The sequence below is a fragment of the Natrialba asiatica DSM 12278 genome (assembly GCF_000337555.1).
Classification (GTDB): Archaea; Halobacteriota; Halobacteria; order Halobacteriales; family Natrialbaceae; genus Natrialba; species Natrialba asiatica.
Genome location: NZ_AOIO01000011.1, coordinates 56,152 through 79,529, shown reverse-complemented (window position 1 = coordinate 79,529; position 23,378 = coordinate 56,152). Strand labels below are relative to the sequence as shown.

The following is a 23,378-nucleotide window of genomic DNA, read 5'->3' as shown; positions in this document are numbered from 1 at the left end:
CAGTCATGTACGACCGGATCAAGGGCTTTCGCGACTTCTATCCGGGCGAGATGGCCGCCAGACGGGCGTCCATCGACACCCTGGAGGATACCGCCCGCGGCTACGGCTTCCGCGAGATCGGGACGCCGGCGCTCGAACGAGCCGAGATGTGGACCGACAAGAGCGGGGACGACATCGTCGAAGAACTGTACTCCTTCGAGGATCAGGGCGGCCGCCACGTCACCCTGACGCCCGAACTGACGCCGACCGTCGCCCGGATGGTCGTCGCCAAGCAACAGGAACTCTCGAAGCCGATCAAGTGGTTCTCGACCCGTCCCTTCTGGCGCTACGAGCAGGTCCAGCAGGGCCGCCAGCGCGAGTTCTACCAAACGAACGTCGACATCTTCGGCTCCTCGGAGCCCGAAGCCGACGCCGAAATCCTGGCCTGGGCTGCCGACGCGCTAACGAACCTCGGGCTCACCGACGAGCACTTCGAGTTCAGAATCTCCCACCGGGACATCCTTGGCGGCGTGCTCGAGACCTACGATGCGGACGTGGATATCGACGACGCGATCCGCGCGGTCGACAAGTCGGACAAGCTTTCGACGGCGGAGTACCACGATCTGCTGATCGGGGCGGGGCTGACGGCCGATCAGGCGGTCGAGTTCGACGAACTCGTCGGCGGCGGCGACCTAGCGGAAGTCAAGGCGTTTGCAAACACCGAGCGCGTCACCGCGGCCGTGGAGAACCTCCAGAACGTCCTCGATGCGGCCGACGACTTCGGCGCGCGAGAGTACTGTACGATCTCGCTCGAGACGGCCCGCGGACTGGACTATTACACGGGCGTCGTCTTCGAGTGCTTCGACTCCGCGGGCGAGGTCTCGCGGTCGATCTTCGGCGGCGGCCGCTACGACGACCTGATCGAGAGCTTCGGCGGGCAGCCGACGCCCGCGGTCGGCGTCGCACCCGGTCACGCGACGCTGGCGCTGTTGTGCCAGCGCGCCGGCGTCTGGCCCGACGAGGAGGTGACGACGGACTACTACGTCCTCCAGATCGGCGACACCCGACCGGAAGCGGCCCGGATCACCCGCGAGCTCCGCGAGCGCGGCCACGTCGTCGAGACGGACGTCGCCGGGCGCTCCTTCGGTTCACAGTTGAACTACGCGGACTCCATCAACGCCGAGACGGTCGTCATCGCCGGCGAACAGGACCTCGCAAACGACGAGGTGACGATCAAAGATATGAACTCGGGCGACCAGATGCAGGTCCCCGTCGAGGAGTTCCCGGGCGAGTACGAGCGCCCGACGTTCGCGGACTTCGACTCGTAACGCATCGAAAAGCGAGAACGGATCGCCGGCGTGCGGTTCGTCTCAGTCGGTTCCGGTCGGCCGGACGGTATTGTGTGAAACCGTTCACAGAGTAGTCGCACAGCCGTCGTGCGATCGGGCGGACACTGACGTTCAGTGGCGACGGGAGTTTTTCTCGAGTTCGACGGTCGGTTCGGCCTCGGTTTCCGTCTCGCTCCCGGTCTCGATCTCAGTTTCGGCTTCGGTTTCGGTCCCTCTCCCGTAGTCACTTGCAGTCACGCCGTCGAGTTCGGCGGGAATCGGCTCGACGAGATCGGCCCGCTTGATCGGCGAGTGACCGGTTTCGACGTGGTGGTCGATCATCGCCCGATCGAGTTCAGTCGTTGCGTCGTCATCGGCCCGGTGACTCCACTCACATTCCCCACAGGATGCCGTTGGCACGCGTGACGCATTGAACTGGGGCGTAATGAGCGTGCGGGTTTACTGGGAGCGTGTTTATGGGACGCGCAGTAGCGAGCGGGGGTGAGACGAAAACTGAGAGGGAATGGAAGGGCAAGGGGAAGGAGCGAGCGGTAAACGGGAAAGGCGAGGTAATGCGAGGCGAGAGGCGGTACGGGAACGGGAGCAGATCCAGGTCCCATCGTTAACTGCAGCGCCGACGTAACGGGAACGATGGCCGATGCTGACACCAGACCGAACGTCCTGCTCGTCCTCACCGACCAGGAGCGCTACGACTGCAGCGCCCGCGACGGGCCGGTCGCCGACGCCGTCGAGACCGATACGATAGATCACCTCTCGGCGACCGGGATGCGCTTCGAGCAGGCGTTCACGCCGATCAGTATCTGTTCGAGCGCCCGCGCGTCGCTGCTGACCGGCCAGTTCCCCCACGGCCACGGCATGCTGAACAACTGCCACGAGGACGACGCGCTCCAGCCGAATCTCCCGCCCGGCATCCCGACCTTCGCCGGAGAACTCGACGCCGCCGGCTACGACTGTACGTACACCGGCAAGTGGCACGTCGGGCGAGACCAGACCCCCGACGACTTCGGCTTCTCCTATCTCGGCGGCAGCGACAAACACCACGACAACATCGACGACGCGTTCCGCGAGTACCGCGCCGAACGCGGGACGCCGATCGGCGAGGCCGAACTCGAAGACGTGATCTACACCGGCGACGAGCCGCGAGACGACGGCGACGGAACGTTCGTCGCGGCGAAGACGTCGATCGACGTCGAGGAAACCCGGGCCTGGTTCCTGGCCGAGCGGACGATCGACGCCATAGAGGCACACGCAGCCGGCGACCGCGACAATCCCTTCTTCCACCGGGCGGACTTCTACGGCCCGCACCACCCCTACGTCGTGCCCGAGCCCTACGCCTCGATGTACGACCCCGACGAGATCGAGCCGCCCGAAAGCTACGCGGAGACCTACGCGGGCAAGCCCCAGGTGCAGGAAAACTACCTCGCCTACCGCGGTGTCAGCGGCTTCGACTGGGATCGCTGGGCCGAAGCGATCGCGAAGTACTGGGGCTTCGTCACGCTGATCGACGACCAGTTCGGGCGGGTCCTCGACGAACTCGACGAACGGGGGCTGACCGAGGAGACCGTCGTCGTCCACGCCTCGGACCACGGCGATTTCATCGGCGGCCACCGCCAGTTCAACAAGGGGCCGCTGATGTACGACGATACGTACCACATTCCGTTACAGGTGCGCTGGCCCGGCGTCACCCGATCCGGAGCGGTCTGTGACGCGCCCGTTCACCTGCACGATCTGGCGGCGACGTTCCTCGATATCGGCGACGTGTCGATCCCCGAAACGTTCGATTCGCGGAGTCTCGTCCCCCTGCTCGAGACCGGCGGCGATCCCGACGCCCTCGCGACGGAGTGGCCGAACTCGACGTTCGCGCAGTACCACGGCGACGAGTTCGGTCTCTACACGCAGCGGATGGTTCGTACGGACCGCTACAAGTACGTCTACAACGGACCCGGCGTCGACGAACTGTACGATCTCGAGGCCGATCCAGCGGAGTTGCAGAACGTGATCGATCACCCCGGCTACGCGGACGAACGGCGGGAGCTCCGAACGCGGTTGGTCGAGTGGATGGACGAGACGGGGGACCCGAATCGGAAGTGGGTACCGAGCGTGCTCCGGGCGGCGAAGTAGGCGCTCGGTCACTGTGAGGGTATCGCACGAACGGAGACGGGACACCGAGTTTATACCGCGACCGCGGTTATGCTCCCGTATGAACCACACCGCCGGCAACGGGAGGGAGATGCGATGACGAACGGGGCGGACGCGAGTGCGGATCCGAACGGTGACGATGAGCGAACCGAGCGGGCGGCCGAGTACGAGGCGATGGCCGACGCGCTCGAAGACCTGGTGGTCGAGTTGCGCGACGAACCGATCAAGGAGTCCCGGCTCGAGGGACTGTTCGACGAGGCGACGACGAGCGATCCGCGCATCTGGAACACCGTGACGGCGTTCATCGACGTCGAGGACGGCGAGGCGGTCGTGACGGACGAGTCGAAGTTAGCGCAGGGGAGTTGGGCACCGGAGATCGTCGAGGGCTGCGATACGATGGTGACGGTCGACGTTCAGCGCGGGTTGATGCCGGACGACTTCACGTACGCCGTCGGCAAGAAATTGAGCCAGCGGATCGAGGAGTTCAGAGCGAAGGCGGCGGAGGCGAGGGCGGACGACGAGACGGATAGTAACAACTGATTTTCACTCCGTGCGGAGCCGTTCGCGCTCGAAGTAACCGCCGTCGGCAGCCTCGCTATCGTCGCCCGCCGTCCCGGCTGGTGCGCCACCGCCAGTCTCCGCCCGCCAGCGCCACGACCGGACCGCGAACGGGTCGAGCGAGACGATCAGATACGATCGGTCCGTCCAGGTCGCCGCGTCGATATCCGTCTCGCTCGGCCGGGCCGGGCCGCGCGGATGTGAGTGGTAGAATCCGACGATTTCCTCGTCGCGTGCCTCGAGTCGCTCGAAGCGCTCGAGTTGTTCCTCCGGGTCGATCCGGTATCGCGTTCGCGGCGTCTCGGCGACGTTCGTCGCGGAATACTGCGATCGGACGCGACTCCGCTCGGGACCGAACGTCCCGCCGAGAATCCCACAAATTTCCTCGGGATCGCCCTCGCGAGCGCGGTCGCGGATCGCCCGCCGAATCGCCTCAGGGACGACGAGCGCCGGGCCGTCCTCGTCGCAACCTGGACCGGCACCAGCGGTGTCGGCCGCAGCGTCGGGAGCCGGATCGCGGGTCACGACTCCATCCGCGCGTCGAGTTCAGATGCGGCCGTCGAGCGGTGTTCCAGTTCGGCGACGGGGATCGTGAACTCGTCGCCCGCGGGTGCGTCGTCGCTGTCGTCGAACAGGTCGGGCTGAACCATGGGCGCGAGCGCTTCGAGCGTGTCGACGAGCCGCGGGCCGGGGCGGTTGAGGTAGTGGTTGCCGTCCATCGCCCAGACGCGGCCCTCGCGGACGGCGGTCAGGTCCGCCCAGCCGTCGCGCTCGGTCAGGTCGGACAGGTTTGTGGCCGTCTGGTCGAGGTCGAAGCCGCAGGGCGCGACGACGATGCATTCGGGGTCGTATTCGCGGATCTCGTCCCACTCGCGCGGCCGAGAGCGCTCGCCGGGGTCGGCCAGACCGTACTCGCCGCCGGCCCACGAGACGAGTTCGGCCGTCCAGTGGCCGGCGACCATGACGGGGTCGGTCCAGTCGAAGACGGCGACGCGCGGGCGTTCCTCGTCGGTCAGGTCGACGGTGTGCTCCCTGAGGCGGGCGGTCCTGGCTTCGAGTTCCGCGCGGAGGGTCCGCGCGCGCTCCTCGCGGTTCGTCGCGCGGCCGATGCGCGTGACGTCCGAGAGCACGTCCGCGACGCTGTGGGGATCGGTCGTCAGGAGCTCCGGATCGGCGGGAATCTCCTCGATGGCGTCCTCGACGACGACCTCGTCGACGGCGCAGACGTCGCACATCCCCTGCGTGACGACGAGGTCGGGATCGAGTTCGGCCAGCGTCTCGGTGTCGACGTCGTAGACGCCGCCGTCGGCCGCGTCGAGCACCTGTCGGTCGATTTCGTCGCTCGAAGCGTCGGCATCGATTCGCGAGCGGGTGATCGACGGGCGCGATTCGACCCGGGGTGGATAGTCGCATTCGTGTGAGACGCCGACCGGTTCGAGGCCGAGCGCGGCGACGATTTCGGTCGCCGAGGGGAGCGTCGTGACGACGTTCATGGCCTGACCTACACGGCGAGTGAACAAAAACGACAGCCCGGCGGTCAGCGATCAGCGATCAACAATCAGCGGTCAGCACTCACCGTTCGGATCCGGTATCGAACCGCTCGGGATCGTCAGCGGCATCGGAATCGGCGTCGGTGTCGGCGTCGGTACCGGTCCCGGTCCCGACCTCCTGTTCGCGCGTCGCGTCCGTCGACCGGACGCTGTCATCGTCACTATCCCTGTCGCCGTCCTCGGCGTCGATATCGAACTCGTCGGTCGCGAGTTCGTCGCCGTCGGCGACGATGCTCCCGTCCTGGATTTCGATCGTCACGCCGTCCTGGGCCGATTCGTTTCCGAGGAGGGTGTTCGTCGCGGACTCGACTTCCTGGTTGACCGACCAGGCGAAGCGGAGGACCGACTCGAGTTCGGTGCCGGCCTGTCGGGCTCGGGGTCCGGTCGTGAGTTCGCCGAGGCTCACCGCACTTTCGGGGTGGAGGTACTGGATCGGGTGGTCGTTGGGAACCTCGTGGAGGTCGACATCGAACGACCAGAGGTACGGCAGGAACTGGACGGCGTAGCCGCTCGGTTTCGGCGCGCGGCGGCCGGCGGTGGACATGAGCGTTGCGAGGGCGGTCGTCCCCGCGTCAGTATCGTAGTAGACGCCGGGAACGCCCGGAATTGAGAGTCGCATACTCGGTTCTGAGGGATCGCGACGGGTGAGTCTAGACCTGGCAGTGCCAGCCCGCTTTTATAGGACGGGGACCGAAACGCTCCGCCGTCGCCGGACGCCGCTGCGGGACGTCACCGCCTCTCGTCTTCCGGGCCTCTCGCGCCACCCCGCTCACTATTATCCGTCGCGTCCTGGTGGCGAACGCATGGTCGAACCAACCGCATCGTCCCGCGAATGCCACCGGCGCGGGTGCGACGAACCCGCGGCGTTCGTCGTCCTCGAGCGGTATCAGGAAGAAACCGGCAAGGGCGCCGTGGAGGCGGAGGCGGTTCTCTGCCGCGCGCACACCGCCGAGGAACACCCGACGAATCTCGACGGCGTCTACGCGGAGTACGTCTTTCGGGTCGACCCGCTTCCGGGGACCGTCTCCGACGACGCGCCGTCATCGAACCGATCGGACTAGCGACTAGTCAGTAACCACTAGTCACACCGGACCAACTGGATCGAAACGCGGCCGATCGGCTCAGTAGCCGTCGAGGTCGTACAGGTCGCCGTACTTCGATTTCACGTACCCGAGGAAGGGGTCCGCCCCGAGTTCGTCGCCGGTGGCCCGCTCGATCAGTTCGGGCGTCGTGTAGCGCTTGCCGTGCCGGTGGATGTTCTCGCGAAGCCAGCCGTTGAGATCGCCGAACTCGCCCTCGCGGATCTGCTCACCGAACTCGCCCTGGTCGTCCTCGGCGGCGGCGTAGAGCTGGGCCGCCAGTACGGACCCGAGCGAGTACGTCGGGAAGTACCCGAACGAGCCGTGGGACCAGTGGATGTCCTGCAGACAGCCCTCCGCGTCGGTGTCGGGGCGCACGCCCAGGTACTCCTCGTACTTGTCGTTCCAGGCGTCGGGAACCTCCGAGACGTCGAGGTCGCCCGCGATCAGATCGCGTTCGATCTCGAAGCGGATCACGATGTGGAGGTGGTAGGTGAGTTCGTCCGCTTCGGTGCGGATGAGGTTGTCGTCGTACACCTGATTCGCGGCCTCGTAGGCCGCCTCGGGGGAGACCGATTCGAGTTCGGGGAAGCGCTCGCGGGCGATCGGTAGGAAGTACCCCCAGAAGGCCTGCGAGCGGCCGACGTGGTTCTCCCAGAGCCGGGACTGGGACTCGTGTACGGAGAGGTCCCGCGCCTCGCCGAGCGGCGTGCCGTAGCCCTCGTCGGGCAGGCCGAGCGTGTAATTCGCGTGGCCGAACTCGTGGATGGTCGAGGTGATCGAGCCGAGCAGGTCGTCCGGGTCGAACCGGGTCGTCACGCGGGCGTCGAACTGCGTCCCCGTGGAGAAGGGATGCGGTGCGGTATCCAGGCGGCCCCGGTCCCAGTCGTAGCCGAGCGAATCGAGGGCGTCGCGGGCGAGGGCTTCCTGATCGTCGTCGTCGAACGTCCCCGCAAAGGCGTCCGTTTCGAGGTCGGCGTCACTGTCCTGGACGGCGTCGATCAGCGGCACGAGTTCGTCGCGCAGTCGCTCGAGCACCCGCTCTGCGGTCTCGAGGTCGAGGTAGGGTTCGTAGTCGGCGAAGAGGACGGCGTAGGGATCTTCGTCGGGGTCGATGTGGTTCGCGTACTCGCGCTTTAACTCGACCAGTTTCTCGAGGGTGGAGGCGAACTCCTCGAAATCGTCGTCCTCTCTGGCGCGTTTCCAGACCGGGTGGGCGTTCGCGGTCGTCTCGGAGATTTCCGCGACGAGTTCCTGCGGGACGCTCGTCTCGCGGTCGTAGCGCCGACGGACCTCGCGGACGACGGCGGTTTGCTCTTCGTCGAGTTCACTCGACTCGAGTTCGTCGAGCAGGTCGCCGGTCTCGTCGGCGGTGAGGAGTTCGTGACCGACGGAGGAGAGCGTCGAGAGCTGTTTCGCGCGGGCCGGCGTGCCCTCGTCGGGCATCACGACCTCCTGGTCCCACTGCAGGACGCCGGCGGCGTTCGAGACGTTCGCGATTCGTTCGACGCGCGATTCGAATGCGTCGTAGGTGTCAGTCCCCTCGCTCTCGCTTCGGGCCTGATCGGTTGCCATGGGCATTCGGTACGCGAGGGCGAAGTATCAACCTCGTGGTTCCGGGTATTCCGGGTGGTTTCACGCAGGGTTCTTCACATTCGCCCGCTGGAGGGGAGCAGTAGTTCCCGTCGTGAATCGAGTTCACCGACGAGGTGATCACGTGTTCGAACTGCCGCCCGACGGTAGTGTATACGGCGACACTGAACTCGGGAGTCGAGTTTGTGGCAGTCTCTTCTGTCGAACGAGAGGTGGAAATTCCTTCGCATCGGATTTCGCACATCTCAGTGGCGTTTGAACAGTCAGGGAGATCCACTTGACAAGTATATGTACGTACGTATTAATTGAGTAGGTGTGTGTTTCTCAACTACTGTACCGACGGCTCTCGGCAAACCTAATTTTATCAATTGGATACTAGAGTATGAGAAGGAGATTGCTCCGTAGAACTGCACGTTATCCGTAGAAACGATTACTCGATATTTAGCGATGCCGGGGGACTGTTAATCTGGGTGCATCCCACAAAATGACCAACGACAATTCAGATAGCGTCAACCTCCGGCGGCGGCCCGTCCTCGGTGGGCTCGCCGGCACACTAGCGACGGGTGCTGTTGGAACTGCAGCGGCGTCCGGAGACGAGCAACACAGTGAAAGCGACGAGACGTCGCAGGACGAGTCAGCAGACCAGCCGCCAGAGGCAGTCCCCGATGAATTCGGAAACGATATTGACATCCTCAATTACGCTCTGACGCTCGAGTATCTGGAAGCGGAGTTCTACATTCGCGGTCTCGAGAATATCGACGAAACTGCACTCAAACAGCAGTTTGAGGGCTGGGGCCCGATTCAAGATCGAGTCGTTGACCGACTCCGCGTCGTCCGAGATCACGAGATTACGCACGCGGAAGTTCTCGGGCAGACGGTGGCGTCGTTGGGTGGTGAACCGGTCCAGCGTCCTGAATTCGATTTCGGGACGGCCGTGCAGAATCCAGCAGAGTTCATTGCTACCGCCGCTACCCTTGAGGATATCGGCGTCTCGGCATATGCTGGTGCTGCGCCGTATATCGATACGTTCGAACTTGTTGCACCGGCGCTTAGCATCCATAGCGTTGAAGCGCGACACGCCTCGTTCCTCAGAGAACTCAACGGTGACATCGGATTCCCCGAACCGTTCGATGATCCGCGCTCTCGCTCGGAGGTCCTGGAGATGGCGAGCGGTTTCATCGTCGAATAAATCCCAGATACGCTCACTATCTTAGAATTTTTCTCGAGTCGCGAGTTCGGTCAATCCGAGTGTAGACGGTGCCTGTGCACACGAAATTGGCTAACTAAGACGGTCTGCGTTACTACGCCTTCCCGATCATACGGACCTAAACCCCGCAAGACGCCCAGTAACCACTCGCTAGTCCAGTCACTTAGCAGTAGATATAAGTCACCCTACAGCAACGTATTGAACGGAAGCCAAGAAAACCCGTCGAGAGAGTGGGCGTTTATTGAAATGCCCCGGGTGCTGGAACCACCCGAGACTTGGCTTCCCAATCCGCGAAGGAATTGGTCGCCATGCTTGCGTACATTCTACCGGGACATAAACATCCCGCACGACCGACGTATCGCCAGCCAAGAGTCCTGCCACGCTCGCTCACCCACTCACCAGCGCAGCCGACGGCCGGAGGCGACGATGGGCGGTGATCTCGCGGACCCGCCCGACGAACCGACCACCGCCTCGCTACCGGACTGCCCGCTCTGCGGTCAGCCGGTCACGACGGTGACGATCCACGGTCCCGCGACGGCCGTCGCAGCCCCCTGCGGCTGTCGCGCACCGCCCGAAGTCCTGCTCGTCGATCCCGACGCTGCGCTGGACGCTACCGAGGGCAAGAACGCGAACTCGAACACAGGCTCCAACCCCGACACCGAACAGGATCCCGCCGACCCTGACGACCCCGACGACGGGTAACGCCGCAAAGGGATCACAGCAGGACCGAGTTCTCGAATCGCCTGTCGGAAACCCGGTTTCGGTGTTCGGAACGGAGACTGAATCGAACTGTCGACTCCGATGACTGTAATCGTGGCCGAGAACTCGCGCTCGGATCGACAGCCTCGTCGAGGGCTGAGCACTCGCGACGGCGGTGAAATCAGGTGGACATTGCAAGCCCGGGACTATTCGCCCTCGCTGACGGTTCTACGACCATGGTTCTGGAATCAGCCGTCGTCTTCGTCGTGAGCCTGCTGATCGGCGCACTGGGAATCTACGTCGGCGCGCGGATCATCGTCGGCGCGCGGAGCTTCGATCACGCCATCGTCACCGCGCTGTTCGGCGCGATCGTCTGGGCTGTCGTCGGCTTTTTCGTCGGATGGATTCCGCTCGTCGGGCCGTTGCTCGCACTGCTCGCGTACATCGCGGTGATCAACTTCCGATACCCGGCCGACTGGACGGCCGCGGCGATGATCGGCCTCGTCGCGTGGGTCACCGTCCTGATCGTGCTGTACATCCTCGCCGCGGTGGGGATTACCGGGTTCGATGCGGTCGGCGTCCCCGGCGTCTGAGGAGCCGACCCGAACTCGGGCCCGTCACTGCGGCCACCGCTCCGCGATCCGGCGGTAGGTCTCGTAACACCGCTCGAGCGCCGCGATCGACACGCTCTCGTCGTCGGTGTGCGCCTCGCCGGGTTCGGCGGGCCCGTAGATGACACACTCCGTCCCGGCATCGGAGAGCCACCCCGCGTCGGTCGCGTGGGGCTTCGTCACGAGTTCAGGGGCGCCGGACTGGGCGGCGTCGGCGGCCGATTGCACGGCGTCGATGAAGGCCGCGTCGTCACACCGCATCGGCGGGAGGTCCTGCTCGATGGTCCATTCGACGCCCGGACGGTCCGCAATGTCTGCAAGCGGCGCGCGTTCGCCCGGCACCGTCCGCTCGTCGATGGTGAACTCACAGCGGGCGGGGATGACGTTCATCGCCGTGCCGCCCTCGATTTCGGTGACGGCGACGGTTCCTGCGAGCGTCTCGCCCGCGACGGTGACGGTCGGGGGTTCGAGGTCGCGAATCTGTTCGATGGCGTCGGTTGCCCGATAGATAGCGTTCTCGCCGGCTTCGACCTCGCTCGCGTGAGCGGCGCTACCACGGGTGGTGATCGTGCTGCCGCGTCGCCCCTTGTGTGCGACGGCGACGTCCGTGACGGCCGACCCGGAGTAGTTCGTCGACCCTTCGCCGACGACGGCGAACTCGGGTGCGAATCCCTCGTCGATAGCGTGGCGCGCGCCGGTGCCGCCGATCTCCTCGCCGACGAAACTCGCGAAGACGAGTTCGCCGCCGGGATCGGCGTCGCCGGTGTCCGTCCCGGCCTCGGAGGTGCGTCGCATCTCGTTGTCCCGGAAGGCGAGCATGGCGGCCGCGAGCGCGCCTTTCATGTCGGCTGCACCGCGGCCGTAGAGCCGGGCGTCTTGCTCTCTGACGACGTAGGAACCGGTCTCGTCAGTCTGGGGCTCGGCGGGCGCGACGACGTCGTGGTGCCCGACGAGAGCGAGCGTGTCAGCGTTCCGGTCGTCGGTTTCTCCCTCGGCAGTCTCCGCCGTCCGAGGCTCTGACCCGGACGCGATTCCGGTCCCGGACTCGATCTCCGTCTCGGTCTCGGTCTCGCTTTCATCCGCACCTCCGGACTCGTCCGTCCGAGCGAAGACGTTTCCGACCGCATCGCGGCGGACATCGGCATCCGTCTCGCGGCGGAGCCACGACTCGATGAACTCGCCCGCCTCGGTCTCGTCCTCGTGGCTCGGGATCGAGACGAGTTCGCGGGTGAGCGTGACGATGCTCTCGGTTGGTGGCATGGGACGAGATACGGCGGCGAGCGTGTTGATTGCACCGGCTGTCACTCGCCTATCGAAATCGCCGCCGCGATCGGACTGTGCGCGGGTGCCGTCGCGAGGACACCCTTATTGCCGTCGGGAAACCAACGTCCCGTATGAACGTCGTGCCGGATACGAGCGTGGTCATCGACGGCCGCGTTTCGGCGACGATTGACGATGGGCAGTTCGAGGGAGCGACGATCTCGGTACCGGAAGCGGTCGTCGCGGAACTCGAGGCGCAGGCAAACGACGGCATCGAGACCGGCTGGGACGGCCTGGAAGAACTCCAGCGCCTGGCCGACCTCGCCGACGACGGTGTCATCGAACTCGAGTACGTCGGCGAGCGGCCGAACGCCATCGAGCGCGGCCACGCCTCCGAGGGCGAGATCGACGCGCTCATTCGCGACGTAGCCGAGGACCTCGATGCGACCTTCCTGACGAGCGACATCGTCCAGGCCGAGGTCGCCGAGGCGAAGGGCCTCGATGTCGAACACGTTTCCCCGGAAACCCGCGAGGTCGACGTGGGCACGCTCACCGTCGAGAACTACTTCGACGAGTCGACGATGAGCGTTCACCTGAAAACGAACACGGTCCCGATGGCAAAGCGGGGCGAACTCGGCGAGATGCGCTACAAGGAGATCGCCGACGAACCACTTGATGAGGCCACGATGGACGAGTACGCCCGCGAGGTCGTCGACGGCGCGAAAGAATCCCCCGAGGGCTTCATCGAACTCTCGGAACCGGGCATGAAGATCGTCCAGTTTCGGGACTACCGGATCGCCATCGGCCGCCCGCCGTTTGCGGACGGCATCGAGATCACCGCCGTCCGGCCGATCGCCCAGACGAACATCGAGGACTACGAGAACGCCGAGGAACTCAAAGATCGCCTGCTAGAGCGCCAGCGCGGCGTCCTCATCTCCGGTGCCCCCGGAGCCGGGAAGTCGACCTTCGCCCAGGCCGTCGCCCGGTTCATCTCGAACCACGACTACGCGGTCAAGACGATGGAAAAGCCCCGGGATCTCCAGGTCGGCCCCGAGATCACCCAGTACACCGAACTCGGTGGCGAGATGGCCAAAACCGCAGACGCCCTGTTGATGGTCCGACCGGACTACACCATCTACGACGAGGTCCGCAAGACCGACGACTTCGAGGTCTTCGCGGACATGCGCCTGGCCGGCGTCGGCATGATCGGCGTCGTCCACGCGACCCGCCCGATCGACGCCCTCCAGCGCCTCGTCGGCCGCGTCGAACTCGGGATGATCCCCCAGGTCGTCGACACCGTCGTCTACATCGAGGCCGGCGAGGTCGAGACCGTCTACGACGTGCGCACGGAGGTCAAGGTCCCCGCCGGGCTCACCGAGGAGGACCTGGCCCGCCCCGTGATCCAGGTTACGAACTTCGAGACCGGCGATCCCGAGTACGAAATCTACACCTTCAACCGCCAGGTCGTCACCGTCCCGCTCAAAGACGAGGAGGGCGGTCCCGGCAGCGAGTCCGGCGTCGACCGCATCGCAAAGCAGGAAATCGAACGCGAGATCCGCTCGGTCGCCCGCGGCTACGTCGACGTCCTACTCAAGGGCCAGGACAGAGCCGTCGTCTACGTCGAGGAAGACGACATTTCGACGGTCATCGGCAAGGGCGGCGGCCGGATCACGGACATCGAAAACCGACTCGGGATCGACATCGACGTGCGGACCCACGACGAGAACCCGAACTACGGGGCCGGAGCCGGTGCCAGTGCAAACGGCAGCGGTGGCGGGGGCAGCGGCAGTGGCAGCCAAGCCGCAGGCCAGATGGTCACTCCCGAAATCACCTCCCGACACATCGTCATCCCCATCGACGGCAACCACGGCGAGACCGTCGAGGTCCAGGCCGGCGGTGACTACCTCTTTACCGCAACGGTGAGCCGCGGCGGCGAAATCCAGGTCTCGCGCGGCAGCGCCATCGCGGACGAACTCGAGCAGGCGATCGATCGGAAAGACCCGATCACGGTCGTCCCCTCGTAACCTCGTAACCGGTCCGAACGCGAGCGAGCGACTCTTTCGTAACTGAGCCCACCCGAAGAGACGCCCCTGTGTCTTCGGGTACAGATGGCGGGACCCGTAAGTACGGCGGCCGTATCGGTCGCTTTTCCCGACGGCGTAATCGAGCGAAACTCACCGCAGTGCGGTCGGAGCGCGGTCGAGTACCGGATACGACACCACCTGTCGCTGGCAGCAAAATGTGACGTAGACAGATATCGTATATCTTGGGATATATGTGTGGATTTTTATGCTGTTATTGGCTGTCGATATACATGGCAGTATCTGGCTTGATGCTCGGAGTTATCGGCTACAGTGCTATATTCCTCATTCTTTTTCTTGTCATACGAAAGCAGCTCTACGTAATCCCGACACTAATTATCGTTCCAACGGCTGCCGCCTTGCTCGCTGGGTTCTCGCCGGACGAACTCGCGACCTTCGCCGAGGAAGGGTTGCAAGGGATCGTCGCCATTACGGCGATGTTCGCGTTCGCCGTCTGGTACTTCAGTATCATGCGGGACAGCGGACTCTTCGACCCGTTCATCTCGCGCATCGTCAGTAGCATCATCGACAAACCGGCGTTACTCACGATCGGAACCGTCGGCCTCGCGATGGTCACCCACCTGGACGGGGCCGGCGCAACGACGATGCTGATCACGATTCCGGCGATGCTCCCGCTGTACGATGCGCTCGACATCGACCGGAAAATCCTCGCCGCACTCGTCGCACTGACCGCTGGGACGATGAATATGGTCCCGTGGGGCGGGCAGGTCGTTCGCGGCGTTGCGGCGATCGATCCGGCGACGATCTCGAACGTGTTCAACCCGATGATCCCCGCACAGGTCGCAGGCATGCTCTCCGTCTTCGGTATCAGCGCCTACTACGGCCGGCGGATTCGAGAGAATCTGGACGCGGTAACCGCATTCGAGGGCGTCGACGAAGAATCGCTGATCGACGACGCAGTGGACGGCCGCGAGGTCTCGGTCGATCCGAAGTGGTGGTTCAATTTCGCCCTCACGATCGCCGTCCTCGGGGTTCTTATCGCAGGAATCACGTCGCCGGAAGTCTCGTTCATGATCGGCGTCGTTATCGCACTACTCGTGAACGTTCCGGAGTACGAGAAACAAAAGGAAGTGCTCGAATCCTACGCTCCCGACGTGATGACCTACGTCGGTATCCTCTTCGCCGCCGGCGTCCTCATCGGCGTCCTCGAAGAGAGCGGGATGATCACGGAAATGGCCAATATACTGGTCTATCTCATTCCGGACGTACTCGGCTCGCAACTGCCGCTCATCGTCGCGGTCGTCTCGCTGCCCGCACGATTACTGTTCAGTCCGGACGCCTTCTACTTCGGCGTGCTTCCCGTCTTCGCCGAAACGAGCGCCGCGTACGGACACGACCCCGTCGCGGTCGTCCGCGCCTCGCTCGTCGGCCAAACCGTCGGCTTCCCCGTCTCACCGTTCACGGGCGCTACGTACCTCCTCATCGGACTGGCCGGCGTCGAACTCGGAGAGCACATCAAGTTCACGCTACCGCTGATGGTGATCCCGTCGTCGATCATCCTCGCGGTCGCGCTGCTTCTGGGCGCGATTCCGCTGTAGAACGGCTAACGGCTCACGGCTCACGGCTCACGGCTAGCGGTTCAGGAAAGAAGCGTGTATCGCCGCCCCGGTTTCTTGTGCAGGCCGTACATGCGCTCGTCGGAAATCGCGACGAGGCGGTCACCGACGAGTTCAAGTGTAGCGCCGCAGCCGAGTTCCGCGAGCGGCAGGACACCCCACCAGGGCTCGCCGTCGGCGGTGATAGCAATGAGACCGCAGGAACCGAGTTCAGGGCCGGTCCCCTAGCCGTAGATGCCCTCGGCGTCGGCGACCGGCGCGCCCCGAAACGAGTAGCCCTCGCGTCGCCACTCGCGAGTTCCGGACGCGATATCGACGGCCTCCAGCGCGTCGGGTGCGACGTGATAGACGCGGTCGGTGCCGGGGACGGGGACCGGCGTTCCGTCGGCGGGATCGACCGCGAGTTCGATCGCGGTCCGTTGCTCGCCGGTCGGCGCGACGGTCCGCAGTTCGGGAGCCCGGCTCTCGGCAGGATCCGTGAGTCCGAACACGGCCGCCGATCCGACGGCGGTGAGCCAGCCCACCCGCACCGGCGGGGAGACCATCGCCCGAACGTCGCCGTCGGGCGCGATCCCGAACAATCGCGGGGTACGGCCGCGCTTCGGTCGCCGGAACTGAGCGCCCAGAGTCCGCCCGCCGCGACGACGGTATCGAGTTCGCGGCTGTCGAACGTCTCGTGCGTGAACTCGAAGCGGATATCGCCGTCGTCGATATCGAAGCCGACGAGTCCGTCCCGGTGAGCGCCGACGAGCAGCGACGACTCGACGCCGGGAGCGGCCGTGTGTAACGCGAGCGACGGTCCGTCCCAGGCCGTTTCCCAGCGCGTCGTCGGGTCGGTTGCTTCGGATCGACCGGCGGCGTCCGCGTCGCCGCTGTCGTCGACCTCGTTTCGTTCGAGCGCGACGACGCGTCCGTCTTCGAGGTGGAGATACGCGCGGCCGGCCGCGAACGCCGGCTCGCCGGTGTAGCGGGCATCGGTGCTCCCGCTCCAGGACCGCTCGCCGCTCGAATCGCGAACCGTGAGAAACGCATCGTCGAGGTCGACGAACCCGTCGACGGTAAACGTCCGACCGCTTCGGTTTCGAACGCGAGCGACGAACTCGCCGTCGACGAGCCAGCGCTCGTCGTCGGTCGACGCTCCGCTCGCCGCGAACGAGTTGCCGGAACCGACCGACCGTTCCCAGTCGAGTTCGCCGCCGCCGGGCTGGTAGCCACAGCCGGCGACCGCGGTCGCCAGTCCGGCGGCGGTCGTCGCGAGTAGTCGTCTGCGGGTGACCGGCGGTACGGTTATCGGTCCTCCTCGCGCTCGGAATCGATTGGGCGGGGGTTCGTTGCGGATGCGCTTCCAGATCCAATCTCAGTTCCAGCCCCAGTCTCGATCCCGATCCCGGTCCCGATTTCGGGGTCGGTCCCGCCACGCTCGCGGGCGAACTCGCGCAGGCGCTCGATTCGCCTCCCAGTTGGCGGATGCGTCTCCGGGAAGATATCCGTGCTGAGGAGTTCTTTGGAACCGAACGCGCGATCCTCGAGCGGGGCGAGGTACAGTGCCTCTGCGCCCCCGTCGAGTTTCCGAAGATCGTCGTCGGGCTGCGTTGGCATCTCCGAATCGAGTTTTTCGAGGGCGCTTGCGAGTGCAGCCGGCGAGCCGGTGATCGCCGCGGCAGCGCGGTCGGCGACGAACTCCCGTTCGCGAGAGAGGACGCGATAGAAGAGCACGCTCGCGAGCCAGAACATCGCCGAGACGGTCAGCGTCAGGACCGCACAGACGGTGATGACGACGAGTACAACGAGAAGGCCGCGACCGTCGCTGTTGCCGCTCGATCGGTTCGAATGGGTGCCGGATCCGAGCACGCGATAGAAGCCATAGAGGACGTAGAACGCGGCGACGGCGAGGTAGTACGTGATCGTCGGCAGCAACCACGCGACGGTCATCAGGTTGGCGTCTCTGTTCGAGAGGTGGGCGAGTTCGTGAGCCAGCACCGCCTCGCGTTCGTCATCGGTCAGGAGTTCGAGCAGTCCGGTCGTGACGACGATATGAGCGTGGTGACCGCGCGTATCGTCGTGGTGGTCGCTTCGACTATCATCGTCACCGCCACCACCGCCGGCGACGGCAAACGCGTTCGGCACGCTGCTGTCGACAACCGCGAGACCGGGTTTTGCGACATCGACCTGGGAGGCCAGCCGGGTCACCGTGGCGTGGAGATCCGGATACGAGTCGCGATCGACGGCGCGTGCATCGACCGAGTTCAGAACGACCCTCGGTCCGAGACGATACTGCACGGCGAGGCCGCCGAGGACGACGATCGTCAGGAGAATGGGGGAGATGTAGAACTCGCCGTGATACGGTCGCTCGTTCGCCCATTCGAGCAGCGAGATCCCGACGGTGTTTGCGAGAAAGAGAAAGGTGTAGACGAACGCGAACGGAAGACAGACGACGAGCGCGAAAGCGATGAGCATTCGAAGGCGAAACCCGCGCTGAATAGCTGGAGCCGCCGTCAGCGTAGCCATTTAATCACAGTGTATAGTGATTGATCATAATTGTGTTCTTTTTGCTATGATAACGCGGAGAGTGACGAGTCCCCTGTCTGCAGCGTAGCCCGGGTTTCGAAACCGTGACGACGGTCCGACGATGCCAGATGGAGAGAGTCGCCGGCGAGTAACTGACACACAGGCAAGGACTACTAGCTGTTTAAGGGGCAGCCATATATATGAGACAAATGTTTGAATATACTATCAGAACAATGGTGTTGATGCACTATGTGCGCTGAAAGTAGCACAAACGCCCCTAAAGGAGCGAAAACGCCCTCCGAACCGTTCATTATTGATCGGAGCCGGCTCGAAACGGTTCGGTCGCGGATCGTTCGGTCGATTCAGACGCTCGTCGCCGATGCAAGCGCCGACGGCGTCGTCGTCGCCATGAGCGGCGGCATCGACTCGACCGTCACGGCGGCCCTGGCCGTCGAGGCGCTGGGTGCTGACAACGTCCTCGGGCTCGCCCTCCCCTGTCACAAAGCCGAACGTGCAGGCGCCCGCGACGCCCGGACCATCGCTGACGGGCTCGGCATGGAGTTCACCGAGATTCAGCTCCGGCCACTTCTCGACGCGTTCAAAGAAACCGTCACGAGCGAACTCGAATCCCGGATCGACGACGGTGACCGCCCACACGAGCGAAATTGTGAACTCGGGAACGTGATCGCACGCCTCCGGATGTGCTGTGCCTACTACGCGGCGAACCGCGAACGCCGGCTCGTGCTCGGGACCGCGAATCGCTCGGAGCTCCTCCTCGGTTACTTCACCAAATACGGCGACGGCGCAGCCGACGCTTACCCGATCGGCGACCTCTACAAAACCGAAGTCCGCGCACTCGCAGAACGAATCGGAATCCCGCGACGGATCATCAGCAAGCCCCCGACCGCTGGCTTCTGGGCCGACCAGACCGACGCCGGTGAACTCGGCGCCCCCTACGAAACGATCGATCCACTGCTGCGACGACTCGTCGACGACGACCGCTCGGTCACCGACGCCGCAGCCGAACTCGATCTCGACCAAGAAACGGCGCGAGCGATCGCGTGGCTCTCCGCGGAAACCGAGCACAAACGAACCCTGCCACCGACGCCGGAACTCGACCGACTCCGAACCCCGCTGTAACACCGGTGTGCAGCCGCTCCGAATCGAGTCGGCAACCCGTCACATGAACTCGACGGTATTCGCCGATCGCCGGCTGCTCACTGATCCGTTTCGGACCGATACAGGGTTGGGTTCCGCCACCAGAACAGTCCCCACGCGAGCATGAACCCAGTAACCATCGCCAGGATATCCTGCAGAAACTGCCGGAGACCGAAATCGGCGACGGCAACGATCGCAATCGCCGACCCGATCGCCGCACCGGAAAAGAGAAAGACGACATCACCGACAATATGTGCCTGTGACTGCTCCCAGTACTGCTGGCGCTCCTCGTCGTACCAGACACCGACGTAGATCAACACCGGCGCCATCGCCGTGATGACGGTGATAACCTGATACTCGTCGGGAAATCCGGCCTGACCGAGCACAAGAAGGTTGAACAGATTTGCGGTCATCGCCGCCACGAACAGTCCGACCAGCAACCACCCCCAGCGCGGTAGGGTTTCCTTGTCCATAGCGCGAGTCATCACTCAGTCGAAATAATCCTGCCGTTCTCACCGCTCCGGCAACTGAACGGGCAATCGAGTAGCTAGCGATGAACTCGCGAAAACAGGACGTAGTGCAGTACCCGCCTTCGGGCACGTGGTTCGAGACGCCTTCGCGTTTCGTCCCGACGAAACTCGTCTACGTTCGTCCGCTCCCGATAATCCCGGCCGTCTCAACCCGTGGATATCGCGCGTTATTCCGCACAGCAGGCGTCTTTCTTCGGCGATTCATCGACGCCATTGCCGTCGGCAGCAACGGGCTCTGTCAGCCGGTAGAGGCTTTGACGAGCATCTGCGAAATAGATGTCTTCATCGACGGTTCCGATCTCCTCGAGTCGCTCCAGCGCATATCTGACCGTTCGAGCCGAGAGCATCGATTCCTCGACGATCTGCTTCTGGGTGAGCGGCCCGTCGTACTCGAGAACCTTGAAAACGAGTTTGGCGCTCGGAGGCAAGTCTTCGATTTCCTCCAGATCGGTATCTACCATATTACGAATCGAAAGCTCCCAGCAGTATAAAAGTTGAGCCTCTCCCGAGTGGCTTCTCTTCTAAAATACACTATAATAGACGGTTCAAAATGTCCCGAAAACTGCTCTACCCTCCAGTATCATTATTTGACCGGCTGGTCAGCAACGGTGCCAAATTCGAACTCTCTGGTAACAACTGAAACTGGTCACGCACCGATCGTACGACAGCTGTGCCATCGGGTGTGCACTGACGTCAGTAACTACTCCAGCAGCGGTCGGTCCCCAGTCAACGGCTCTTCGTTTCGGGACCGAAAACCGCGTCATCGGTCGGTTGTAGTACGGTCGCTTCTTAACTATTCCCCACGCATATACACTACATTTTAAGTATAAGTAATAAATAGAGTCGGTCAATGAAAGGTGTGGCAGCTCATTCAGCAAACGGGGACGGGGACCGCGGGGTCACACCGGTACTCGGTGTGATCTTACTTTTTGCGATGGTGTTTATCGGGGCGGGTCTTGTGCTGATGGTCGGCTCAGGCGCACTCGATGCCATATCGGCGGAAACCCACGCCGAGAAAACCCAACAGGAACTCAAGCAGTTCGATAGCGATCTCTCCTCGCTCGGGTGGCAAAACGATACCAAAGAAACGGTCTATCTGGGAGGTGACAGCGAACTGGTTACGGACGGTGAATTGACAGTCAATATCTCCGACGGATACGCGAGTAATGAGACGACAATTGATCTCGAAACGATCGTCTCGACCGACGAAGCCGGAAACGAGTTCGCCTATCAGGCGGGCGGCGTCTGGCGCATCGACAACGATCGTGCCCGGGCGGTTGCGGATCCGAATATCAGATATTACACCGAGATGGCCGACGGGGAACAGGTCGGCCGACTCGACCTCTCACCGATGACGGTCGAGGGAACCGTCGGCTCCGGTGAACACACCGTCGAATCGGGTACCACACAGGAGTTCGATCTTCGCGGCGACGAACTCGAGTACGTGAACTACGTCACGGTCGAAGTATCGGATAGCGCGTACCACAACGGCTGGTACGACTTCCTGAAGGACGAGTTCAACGCGACCGACGAGGCGAACGTTCCCGGACACGACTGCAAGCCGGCGACGCAGGTCACGACGAATATTATCTGCCACGAGGAAGACCAGCAAACGGTTACGGTCGTTGCCGGCGTCGACGGCGAGACGCCGCTTGCGAATCTCGTCGATATCGATCCGACGGTTTACGGCGGGTTGTACGTCTCGGGGACGGACAAGACGGTCGATTCGCCGCTGACGGTAACCGCATACGACGACCATCAGTCAACACAAAACGTCACGAACGATCTGCTCCTCGCGGATTACGAGAACTACGACCTCCAGAACCACGCGAATATCGACGGGATTCCGGTCGTCAACGGTGAACTCGGCTCGAAAGGGAATCCGACGATCTCACAGATTGGCTATGGCGTGTCCGTGGATCCCGGTCCACAGGGACGGCCGTTCGAAGAGGACAACGCCTACTGGCTCGATACGCACGAACAGGCGCTTGCCACTGAACTCTCGTCGTCCTATACAAGCATCGACTCGATCAACGACGAGATAGACACGTTACTCGACGAGTATCTGCGTAGCGACTCCACAGCCGGTGGAAGCGTTACCGCAGGAATCTACGAAGGTCTCGAAAACGACGGCAACAGTATCAGTACGCTCGATTCGAGCGACGGCAACATCCACGTTGGTGTCGAGGACGATCTCGAACTCTCTGGCGTCGACGTCTACGGCGATAATCAAACGAGTTTCTACGTCGACGGAAACGTCGATGTCTCCAACGTCGAGATCCACGACGGCGACCGGGCATCGTCGCTGTGGATTTACGCGACGAACGACTCGACGGTCACGGTCGACGGCGACTTCCAAGGCGTCATCTACGCGCCGGGCGCGAACGTACAGATCGACGGGGGGACGACCATCGACGGGGCGGTCGTCGCCGGAAACGATGTCGGTATCGAGGATAACGTCCACGTCAATTTCGATCGATCGCTGCGGACGGACACGCCGTTTTCGGACGGCGACGAGGATCTCCTCTTCGAGTACGGCGAATCCAGACCGCCGATCGACGCGACGTTCATCCTCGACAGTTCCGGGTCGATGGGGCCACACAACCCCTCTGGGAACACGTATTCCCCGGTAGAGAGCGTTCGCGTGAGCGATGACGACTGGGAACCGCTCCCCGGGTCGCTCGACGAACCGTTCCGAAACGCAGAGCGGCATTTAACCGTCGAGATCAGAAACACGACCAGCGGCGAAGCGAAACAACTGGAGTATCACGACTACGCGAATCCGGATAATTGGAACGAGATCCGCGTTCTCGGGGAACGATGTTCCTGGTGGGGAGGGTGCACCGATGAAACAGCACTTGGGATGTATAACCAGATAGGGAACGACGCGTACAGAGAACGGGTCAACGCGACGACGAACTTCATCGATCTGATGAACGAATCGGAGGGCGATCGGGCCGGCGTCTACGAGTTCGATACTGACGGGAACACCCTTCACCATCTGGACGGCGACCTCGACGCAGCCAAGGAGAACGTCGTCGGAAACGCCTACGGCGGGACGAATATGAGTGCTGGTCTCGAGAAGGCACTCGACGACTATGACTACAGAGGAAAAGAGGGTCAAGAGAAGATTGCGATACTCCTGAGTGACGGGAAAAACAGCGGCGACGGTGATTCGTTCATGGATGACCAGGTGGATCGAGCGAAATACGACAATGTGACGTTGTACACGGTCGGACTCCACGGTGACGAAGACGATTCGATTCCCGAAGAGAAGCTTGCTGATTGGGCCGAAGAAACCGGCGGCGAGTACTACAGCGCCGAGGACCCCGGCGAACTCTACGACCTCTTCGAGAAGATCGCAAAGGAAGAAATTGAGATCGATTCGGAGGTCCAGGTCGAAATCTCGGTCACCCACGAGCGGACGACGACGAGCGGCTACGCGGTCAACGTCGGCGAGCAGACGGTCGAAATCGACTCGTAACCGCACGAACGGATCG

General features: G+C 63.3%; 22 protein-coding genes. 12 read left to right on the top strand and 10 right to left on the bottom strand.

Annotation, left to right across the window (positions count from 1 at the left end):
- Window positions 1-5: 5 nt before the first annotated feature.
- On the top strand, window positions 6-1,307 hold the full coding sequence (hisS, locus tag C481_RS03840) for a histidine--tRNA ligase (protein WP_006107643.1): 1,302 nt from the start codon (window positions 6-8) through the stop codon (window positions 1,305-1,307).
- A gap of 132 nt (window positions 1,308-1,439) precedes the next feature.
- Here the strand turns inward: hisS and C481_RS03835 are convergent, their stop codons facing one another.
- A complete protein-coding gene (locus C481_RS03835; protein ID WP_049904412.1) occupies window positions 1,440-1,727 on the bottom strand; it encodes a hypothetical protein in 288 nt (95 codons plus the stop codon).
- 231 nt (window positions 1,728-1,958) lie between these two features.
- Between C481_RS03835 and C481_RS03830 the strand changes: the two genes are divergently transcribed.
- Both C481_RS03830 and C481_RS03825 read left to right on the top strand, forming a co-directional pair.
- Window positions 1,959-3,449: a sulfatase-like hydrolase/transferase gene (locus tag C481_RS03830; protein ID WP_006107641.1), complete on the top strand. Its 1,491-nt coding sequence runs from the start codon at window positions 1,959-1,961 to the stop codon at window positions 3,447-3,449.
- A gap of 114 nt (window positions 3,450-3,563) precedes the next feature.
- The gene (locus C481_RS03825; protein ID WP_006107640.1) at window positions 3,564-4,007 is read left to right on the top strand and encodes a hypothetical protein; all 444 of its coding nucleotides are present in this window, start codon (window positions 3,564-3,566) and stop codon (window positions 4,005-4,007) included.
- Window positions 4,008-4,010: 3 nt separating this feature from the next.
- On the opposite strand, the gene C481_RS03820 is transcribed toward C481_RS03825, so the two are convergent.
- The 3 genes from C481_RS03820 to C481_RS03810 form a co-directional block, all read right to left on the bottom strand.
- Window positions 4,011-4,550: a desampylase gene (locus tag C481_RS03820; RefSeq protein WP_006107639.1), complete on the bottom strand. Its 540-nt coding sequence runs from the start codon at window positions 4,548-4,550 to the stop codon at window positions 4,011-4,013.
- Entirely contained in the window at window positions 4,547-5,518 is a 972-nt protein-coding gene (locus C481_RS03815; RefSeq protein WP_006107638.1) for a cobalamin-binding protein, read from the bottom strand. The genes C481_RS03820 and C481_RS03815 overlap by 4 nt, the downstream gene beginning before the upstream one ends.
- A gap of 79 nt (window positions 5,519-5,597) precedes the next feature.
- Complete coding sequence (locus C481_RS03810) at window positions 5,598-6,194, bottom strand: hypothetical protein (protein WP_006107637.1); 597 nt, start codon at window positions 6,192-6,194, stop codon at window positions 5,598-5,600.
- A 184-nt stretch (window positions 6,195-6,378) separates the two neighbouring features.
- On the opposite strand from C481_RS03810, the gene C481_RS03805 reads away from it, so the two are divergent.
- Window positions 6,379-6,636, top strand: coding sequence for a hypothetical protein (locus C481_RS03805; protein ID WP_006107636.1), 258 nt, complete (start codon window positions 6,379-6,381; stop codon window positions 6,634-6,636).
- Between the two features lie 60 nt (window positions 6,637-6,696).
- Here C481_RS03805 and C481_RS03800 read toward each other — a convergent pair whose 3' ends face one another.
- Window positions 6,697-8,229: a carboxypeptidase M32 gene (locus C481_RS03800; protein ID WP_006107635.1), complete on the bottom strand. Its 1,533-nt coding sequence runs from the start codon at window positions 8,227-8,229 to the stop codon at window positions 6,697-6,699.
- A gap of 502 nt (window positions 8,230-8,731) precedes the next feature.
- On the opposite strand from C481_RS03800, the gene C481_RS03795 reads away from it, so the two are divergent.
- The 3 genes from C481_RS03795 to C481_RS03785 all read left to right on the top strand — a co-directional run bounded on the left by C481_RS03795 (window position 8,732) and on the right by C481_RS03785 (window position 10,746).
- Window positions 8,732-9,436 (top strand): ferritin-like domain-containing protein, encoded by a 705-nt coding sequence (locus C481_RS03795; protein WP_006107634.1) that lies wholly within the window; start codon window positions 8,732-8,734, stop codon window positions 9,434-9,436.
- A 444-nt stretch (window positions 9,437-9,880) separates the two neighbouring features.
- Complete coding sequence (locus tag C481_RS03790) at window positions 9,881-10,156, top strand: hypothetical protein (protein ID WP_006107633.1); 276 nt, start codon at window positions 9,881-9,883, stop codon at window positions 10,154-10,156.
- Between the two features lie 233 nt (window positions 10,157-10,389).
- The gene (locus tag C481_RS03785) at window positions 10,390-10,746 is read left to right on the top strand and encodes a hypothetical protein (RefSeq protein WP_006107632.1); all 357 of its coding nucleotides are present in this window, start codon (window positions 10,390-10,392) and stop codon (window positions 10,744-10,746) included.
- Window positions 10,747-10,770: 24 nt separating this feature from the next.
- On the opposite strand, the gene C481_RS03780 is transcribed toward C481_RS03785, so the two are convergent.
- Window positions 10,771-12,024, bottom strand: a complete 1,254-nt coding sequence (locus tag C481_RS03780; protein WP_006107631.1) for a M20 family metallopeptidase — start codon at window positions 12,022-12,024, stop codon at window positions 10,771-10,773.
- 134 nt (window positions 12,025-12,158) lie between these two features.
- Here C481_RS03780 and C481_RS03775 point away from each other — a divergent pair, with 134 nt between their 5' ends.
- On the top strand, window positions 12,159-14,048 hold the full coding sequence (locus tag C481_RS03775) for a PINc/VapC family ATPase (protein WP_006107630.1): 1,890 nt from the start codon (window positions 12,159-12,161) through the stop codon (window positions 14,046-14,048).
- A gap of 251 nt (window positions 14,049-14,299) precedes the next feature.
- Window positions 14,300-15,664: a CitMHS family transporter gene (locus C481_RS03770; RefSeq protein ID WP_338043567.1), complete on the top strand. Its 1,365-nt coding sequence runs from the start codon at window positions 14,300-14,302 to the stop codon at window positions 15,662-15,664.
- Window positions 15,665-15,906: 242 nt separating this feature from the next.
- On the opposite strand, the gene C481_RS03765 is transcribed toward C481_RS03770, so the two are convergent.
- Window positions 15,907-16,263, bottom strand: coding sequence for a hypothetical protein (locus C481_RS03765; RefSeq protein WP_006107628.1), 357 nt, complete (start codon window positions 16,261-16,263; stop codon window positions 15,907-15,909).
- Between the two features lie 341 nt (window positions 16,264-16,604).
- Between C481_RS03765 and C481_RS03760 the strand changes: the two genes are divergently transcribed.
- Entirely contained in the window at window positions 16,605-16,943 is a 339-nt protein-coding gene (locus C481_RS03760; protein WP_006107627.1) for a hypothetical protein, read from the top strand.
- A 26-nt stretch (window positions 16,944-16,969) separates the two neighbouring features.
- Here the strand turns inward: C481_RS03760 and C481_RS03755 are convergent, their stop codons facing one another.
- On the bottom strand, window positions 16,970-18,190 hold the full coding sequence (locus C481_RS03755) for a M48 family metalloprotease (protein ID WP_152422150.1): 1,221 nt from the start codon (window positions 18,188-18,190) through the stop codon (window positions 16,970-16,972).
- Window positions 18,191-18,439: 249 nt separating this feature from the next.
- Between C481_RS03755 and C481_RS03750 the strand changes: the two genes are divergently transcribed.
- Window positions 18,440-19,330 (top strand): NAD+ synthase, encoded by an 891-nt coding sequence (locus tag C481_RS03750; protein ID WP_006107625.1) that lies wholly within the window; start codon window positions 18,440-18,442, stop codon window positions 19,328-19,330.
- Window positions 19,331-19,407: 77 nt separating this feature from the next.
- Here C481_RS03750 and C481_RS03745 read toward each other — a convergent pair whose 3' ends face one another.
- Window positions 19,408-19,821, bottom strand: a complete 414-nt coding sequence (locus C481_RS03745; RefSeq protein WP_006107624.1) for a hypothetical protein — start codon at window positions 19,819-19,821, stop codon at window positions 19,408-19,410.
- A gap of 224 nt (window positions 19,822-20,045) precedes the next feature.
- Window positions 20,046-20,339: a MarR family transcriptional regulator gene (locus C481_RS03740; protein ID WP_006107623.1), complete on the bottom strand. Its 294-nt coding sequence runs from the start codon at window positions 20,337-20,339 to the stop codon at window positions 20,046-20,048.
- 389 nt (window positions 20,340-20,728) lie between these two features.
- Here C481_RS03740 and C481_RS03735 point away from each other — a divergent pair, with 389 nt between their 5' ends.
- Entirely contained in the window at window positions 20,729-23,362 is a 2,634-nt protein-coding gene (locus tag C481_RS03735) for a DUF7289 family protein (RefSeq protein ID WP_275040052.1), read from the top strand.
- The last annotated feature ends 16 nt before the right edge of the window (window positions 23,363-23,378 follow it).